This window comes from Rhizobium ecuadorense (assembly GCF_001187535.1).
Classification (GTDB): domain Bacteria; phylum Pseudomonadota; class Alphaproteobacteria; order Rhizobiales; family Rhizobiaceae; genus Rhizobium; species Rhizobium ecuadorense.
On record NZ_LFIO01001763.1, the window covers coordinates 1 to 5,861 of the forward strand.

Sequence of the window (5,861 nt, forward strand, 5' to 3'; positions counted from 1 at the left end):
CGATCTCGTTGGTGAATTCGGGAGGCGCAACCAGCCCGCCTCCCTGAATGAAGCCGGAAAACTCTAGCATCCGGTGGTCCAACGTTTGGGAGCGGTTCCAAGACCGCCGAGGCTCTAATCGCCGCCGGATGAAAATTCAGTGGCAGGTCATTTGAAGGCCAACCACCTACCTTCCTGCCGAACACTGGCAGACCAGAAAACAAGGGGCGCAGCCAATACACGTCGCTTGATCAGTGCTTGTGAGATACGCCGGAGCCAAAGAGGAGCCGTAGTGAGTAGTGAACGCACTGTCATGCAGGTTCCTCCATGTCGCCCCCCCCCGCGCCAAGAACGCTAGGGCACACCCCCGGATTGCTTGATTGCTGGGCAGATTAGCGAAGAATTCCGCCCTATATGAGCCGTTTCAACCGCACTTAAACGCGCGCTACATCTGAATAGGTCTTAATTGTTGTTAAGCCATTATCGACCAGGCCAGTTCCCGCCTCGGCGAGCTTTTGGAGGTTGTCGAAGCCAAATCGATGTACGTCGCGGAGCGTCTTCGAGAGTACTACGAGCCGCCCCGCCGTGAGTAATATCCGACCGAATCCCTCATGGTTCACAGTCAACACCGGTGACGCCATCAGTCCGGACTGCTCCTCTATAGCAAGTGCTACGGCGGCATAGAAGATCTCAAGCCGCCACTGCACCTCTAGGTCAGGTCCCCCGATGAGAGGAATCGCCCTACGCTGCTGCCTCGTCACGATGAAATCACAGAGCAAATCGGTGTCCGATTTCTCTTGCCACAATTCAAAGGTGTCTTGAGCACGCATCAGACGCAAGAGGCACTTAATGAAAGGCGTGGCGAGAGCATCTTTCTCATCTAATCGAGCATTGTTGGGGACAGGGGTGACGTTTGACATCAGTTAAAATCCTCCTGAGTGCTGGATGCGGTTTGACTAAGGGCCACACCCGCTTCCGGTAACACCATCCCTTAAAATGGTGCGGCAGATGGGACCTGTGGCGACGCAACTTGGCCCGGACGAATGACATGGCCCCTCGAAACGGGGCGGCCGCAACAACAACGGCAAGCGGCGGGCAACGCTGGCGGGCTTGACGAAAAGCGCTTCACAAGCGAGATTTCCGTCTCGATAGTCCAGTGGCGGTAGGTTTCGCCGCGAACTCCACCCTCAACCTATTCGCCGCCAGGTGTAAAACCGTGTCTCGGGCTTTCGAATTGAGGATTAGGCGGGGGGTGGAATCAGCTTTTCGAGGTCGACAAGGGCAGTGAGAGTATCTTGAGAGGCCGTGTACTTGCCGATACCCCCTTTTCCGTGCGAACTGATGCAGACCTGCCATGTATTTTCCCTTTCAAGGTTCAAATCGACTTCGACCGGACGCCACACGTTCCACCAGGCGATTGCCCGCCGCGTAGTTCTGGGAGTTCAAGACTCATGCCAGTCTCCTCCGCTGAGGTCCGGAACACGGCATCTGTATTGTTTCCAGCTTCTTAGCTAGCCCATGAAGAATTGATCGAGGACAACGTTGTCGTGAACCGGACAAGACGCGGTGGGGATCGAAGAAATGGCATCCCGGTGCAGCGGCGGAAGCCTATTCTCCGGCCACGTCAGCAACAAATGACACCCGCCGAAGCCGCTCCGCTCTCAATTCGCGGATTGGGCGCAATGTCCGGCCGCTTGCCGAGGTGCAGCCGGTCGATCTTCTTTGCTTGGCGATCACAGCGCCTCCCAGTGATGGACTCCGAGACCCGCATGCATCACTGGCTGGAGCTCCCTTCCTCGACAGTTAGCGCCGTCATTTGGGGGAATGCCGCGGGCAAATGGAATGCAGGCATAGGCCCCCGCGACGCCGGCGACAGCTCAACAACGCTCTGAATTTCCACAGTGAACGGCTGTTAGACGTAGCCGGCAAAGGGGAAGCTCACGAAGATCAGATGGCCCTTCAGGGCCGGGTCCTGGTCCGATGCCCACCGGATCGACCGGCCGCAAGGTTTTAGGACCGTTTCAACAACCAGCCCCTGGGCGCCTCGGCGGCGTGTATCTTAAGTTGCCGGCGTGCGTCGGCCGCGTTCACTCTCTATCCGCACCAGAACACGGCACCCGGGGGATCATGCTGCCGGCACGACCTAGCTGGCCGGTACCGTCGGCGCCGGCAAGAGGATGACTGTGGCAGCGGCCGTCATGGAGCAGTGCTGCCTCGGTGTGACCGCTGAGGCGATACTCGCTGTTTCCGGTCATTGCTTAGCACAGGCCGGAAAAGCGTTTCTGGTACCTTAGCGAACGCTCGCGATTTTAGCAGGGACAACGGGACCTGGCGGCAAGCGGACCCCAAACAAGTGCGAAGCAAACCGAATCTTTGGCAACCTCAAAGAGGGTGGAGTCGATACCCTGGGGGTCAAGCGCCCGCGTCGTCGCGGAGCATTGGGCGCGGAGGGGTTTGCGGATTCTCGATACGTGATTGGCACATCAGTCGGACCTCAGCCGATCTTCGTGCAAAAGGATCCTTTAAAAATGGGCCCCTTAACGCGTGCCTTGGCATGCTTGCTTGCTGACGAAGTTTAGGTTGAGAATTGAACACCGCTAGTTATTCGCAGGATTGCTCGGCAAACGAACGAGGCGGGGTGGCGTTCCAAGCATGAGCTGGGACAGATAGGGAATGTCGCGCACGCTCCAGCGAACTGCTAGTGCTACGGCAATGATCATCGTCCCGAGAATTCCCGCCGCGCCAGACCTCATTGTGGGAGCCCATTGTTCTCCGTAATGTATCAAATCCATGAGACGGAATACCGTAGCCTGCACCAGGTACAACACGAGCGTGCTCTGCCCCACTTCCACGGCGATAAAGCGAACCACCCGGTTCGAGCGTCCAATTTCCAGGATTGAAGCAGAATCTCGATCATCACTGCAGAGGCCACTGTCGAGCCAAAAAACATCAGAAGGATATCTTTTGCCGACTGCAGATCCTGGATTAAGGCGAGATTGTTGTAGACATAGGTGTCCTCGCGCCACGCCATGAAGCACAAGCTAGCCGCGATAGAGGCGGACATCATCAGGAGTGGCTTATGATACCGCATTATGCTCGTCCACCAATCTCTCGACTGCGCAAATGAAAATCCCATGCAGAAAAAGGGATAGGTGTACTTTATGAGAGGGAATATAGAAAACGTCACGGGGGCAACTGCGACCAGTATGGATGAGACAAGCAAAGAGCGTGCCGACCCGGAGTTGAAGATCGAAATAAGTTTGACCAAAAGAAAAGAAGCAAACGCAGCCCAGATGAACCAGTATGTGCCGACGAAATCGTGCATGAATTGCAACAGGTTGCCAGGTGCGTCCGGCGGCCGGGGAAACATGAGCAATTTGACTGCCTCCAAAAGGGTGAACCAGAACAGCGTCGGCACCAGGAGCTGCAGCGCGCGATCACCGATGGCTTGCCTGAACGATTTGCCTAGTAGCCCTGATCTAGAGAGATATCCGCTTATCGCCATAAAGAGAGGCATGTGAAACATGTAGATCGATTTGAAGCATGCCGAATCCCAGAAGCCATCACCCTCGTAAAAGATATATTGTATCAGGTGACCGAAAATCACCAAGACAATGAGTATTCCTTTGGCGAAGTCTAAAGCTAGATCGCGATCGTCGGCCTCTGGCGCCTCAGGCACTGTCTTTCCACCTACAATTCTTGCTCGCATTCTCAACATCTCACGATGCCTACGGGAGCCTTTGAAAGCGGCATTTTCCAACCTCTCGTTCATCATGCAGGCTAATCCAGCTTCCGATCAGCGCTCCGACTTCGGCATGCTGAACGACGGCCAACGGTCATACAATTTGCCTGGGTTCCAAGTTCACAGGGCGACCGTGGCGACTTAGGCCCAGTAGCCGTTTTCGGCGTGTCCATTGGCTGTTTTTCGCCGCAACGTACGCCCCGCCTAAACTCGCTGCCGCGCAACTGCTTGGGCTGCCACGTCGTCGAAATCTTCTAACGGACATTTGCGCGTATGCAAGTAGCGCTGCTTGACTCTGCACTCGGCTATTGTTGCGATTGCATATGATTCTCCATGCCAAACTTGCGCGACACCGTATCAAAAGAACATATTGCCGATTCAATGGCTCCTAGCCGCTGTGGGTATCGTCTATCACCTACCGGCGCTTGGGTGTGGATCGGCACCCCAGCGCAACCCCCAGACGCTGGAGATTTGCTCCATTAGATCCGCCGCCCAACGTGTCCTATATGGCAGCCTCACCATTGTAAAATTCATGCTCCTAATGACACGCATCTGCGGTATGGATGAGTATCGCGGACCCTTGACAACCTTGAGCGGAAGGTCGGTGAGTATCGCGATACACGAGGCTTTGGCCGCGATCGCCGCCGTTTTGGATCGCCGCCAATGATAGCTGGACGTTGGGCTGCCATTGTCGATCCGTATGCGACGTTTGTCGATACGTCAGAGACGACCGTGGTCCCAATCCGTAGGAAGATCGCAGTAAGCGTCAAGATATGCGGGATGCAACGGCCAGTGTCTGGGGATGCGCTCCCCTGTCAAGGTCGAGACCCCCTCCTCGATCAGTGGCTTTCCCTTTTTGGGATACCTCTCCTTCGGTGGCGAAAGAATGAAACCGGGCTGGATATGTCGCTGGTCATTTCGCGCGATTCAAATTGGCGCAGACTTTGCGGCTCGCTTGACGCGACGATCCCCCTGAGCTGAAGAAGGCCGGCCGCAATAGCGCCGAGCATTGGCGCACATATATAAAGCCAGAGTTGAGAGAGTGCCGCCCCTCCTGCGAAAAGTGCTGGGCCGATCGATCGTGCTGGATTCACAGAAGAACCCGAAACGGTGATACCGCCAAGGTGGATCGCAACTAAGGCAAGTCCAATCGCCAATCGTGCAACAGCGCCGCGTCCAGCCGTGCATTTGAGGAATACAGTTACGAACAGGAACGTGGCGATAAACTCGAATAGGAACGCAGCTCTCCATCCGTAGACTACCCAGCCGGTTTGGGCGAAACCTTCTAGGGTGATATCGTAACCGCCGACCTTGTTCATAGCGATAAGGTAGAGCGTGCCTGCCGCCGCGATAGCTCCTGCACATTGGGCGGAGACATACGCGAGAAAGTCCCACACTCTCAATCGGCGCGACACGAGGAAACCCAGGCTGACCGCCGGATTGAGATGCGCGCCCGAGACTGGGCCAATCGTGTAGGCCATTGCAACCACGGTCGTCCCGAAGGCTAAAGCGACACCCAACAGGCCCACCTCTTGACGCATATAAAGCAATGTGCCGCAGCCGAGGAAGACAAGTGTGAAGGTCCCGAAGAATTCGCAAACATACTTTTTCATTTTTCACTCCATTGATTAGACCCCACGTACTTTTCGGTGTCATCCTCGTGCCGCCAAGCGTTCCGCATGCACCGAACCAATCATCGTGTCAGGTCCCGAAAACCTCCGTAGTTGACTTCAATTGCGTCCTTGTCCGACGAGATCGGCATCAGAGCCTATGGTCAACCAGCGTCACCGATCACCAGCAAACGTCGTACCAAATGAAATATGTTGCGCATCACAGCGATCGCTCTGGTGACGTTCGGTCTTTATGTTCGAAAGTGCCGTGAACAGGATAGGCAGGCGAACCGTACCGAGACGTATGGACCCGAGCTGGGCTACGAACAAATCGCCAAGCAGCCCATCCTCAAATTATCGAAACAACGACCCTCTTCATGGCTCCAAGCGGAAGGTGGTGCAAAGCAGGAACCAGGACAAGGGTTGATAAGACCGCCAGGGACGTTCACGAGAAGTCGAGTAACGCCCCTTAGCGACGAACAGGCACATGATCCTTGGCGCGATTTGAAGTCCACGTGAATTCCCTTGTC

General features: G+C 55.6%; 2 protein-coding genes and 2 pseudogenes. All 4 read right to left on the minus strand.

Annotation, left to right across the window (positions count from 1 at the left end):
• Nucleotides 1–413: 413 nt before the first annotated feature.
• The 4 genes and pseudogenes from AF337_RS35285 to AF337_RS35300 all read right to left on the minus strand — a co-directional run bounded on the left by AF337_RS35285 (nt 414) and on the right by AF337_RS35300 (nt 5,334).
• Nucleotides 414–899 carry a NifX-associated nitrogen fixation protein gene (locus AF337_RS35285; RefSeq protein ID WP_004677039.1) on the minus strand — a complete coding sequence of 162 codons (486 nt, stop codon included), beginning with the start codon at nt 897–899 and terminating at the stop codon, nt 414–416.
• 259 nt (nt 900–1,158) lie between these two features.
• Nucleotides 1,159–1,322 (minus strand): annotated as a pseudogene (nifH, locus tag AF337_RS42985) (nitrogenase reductase); the annotation flags it as partial.
• Between the two features lie 1,254 nt (nt 1,323–2,576).
• Nucleotides 2,577–3,688: pseudogene (nolL, locus tag AF337_RS35290) on the minus strand (nodulation factor fucose acetyltransferase NolL).
• 872 nt (nt 3,689–4,560) lie between these two features.
• Nucleotides 4,561–5,334 (minus strand): aquaporin, encoded by a 774-nt coding sequence (locus AF337_RS35300; RefSeq protein WP_004677031.1) that lies wholly within the window; start codon nt 5,332–5,334, stop codon nt 4,561–4,563.
• Nucleotides 5,335–5,861: the final 527 nt, after the last annotated feature.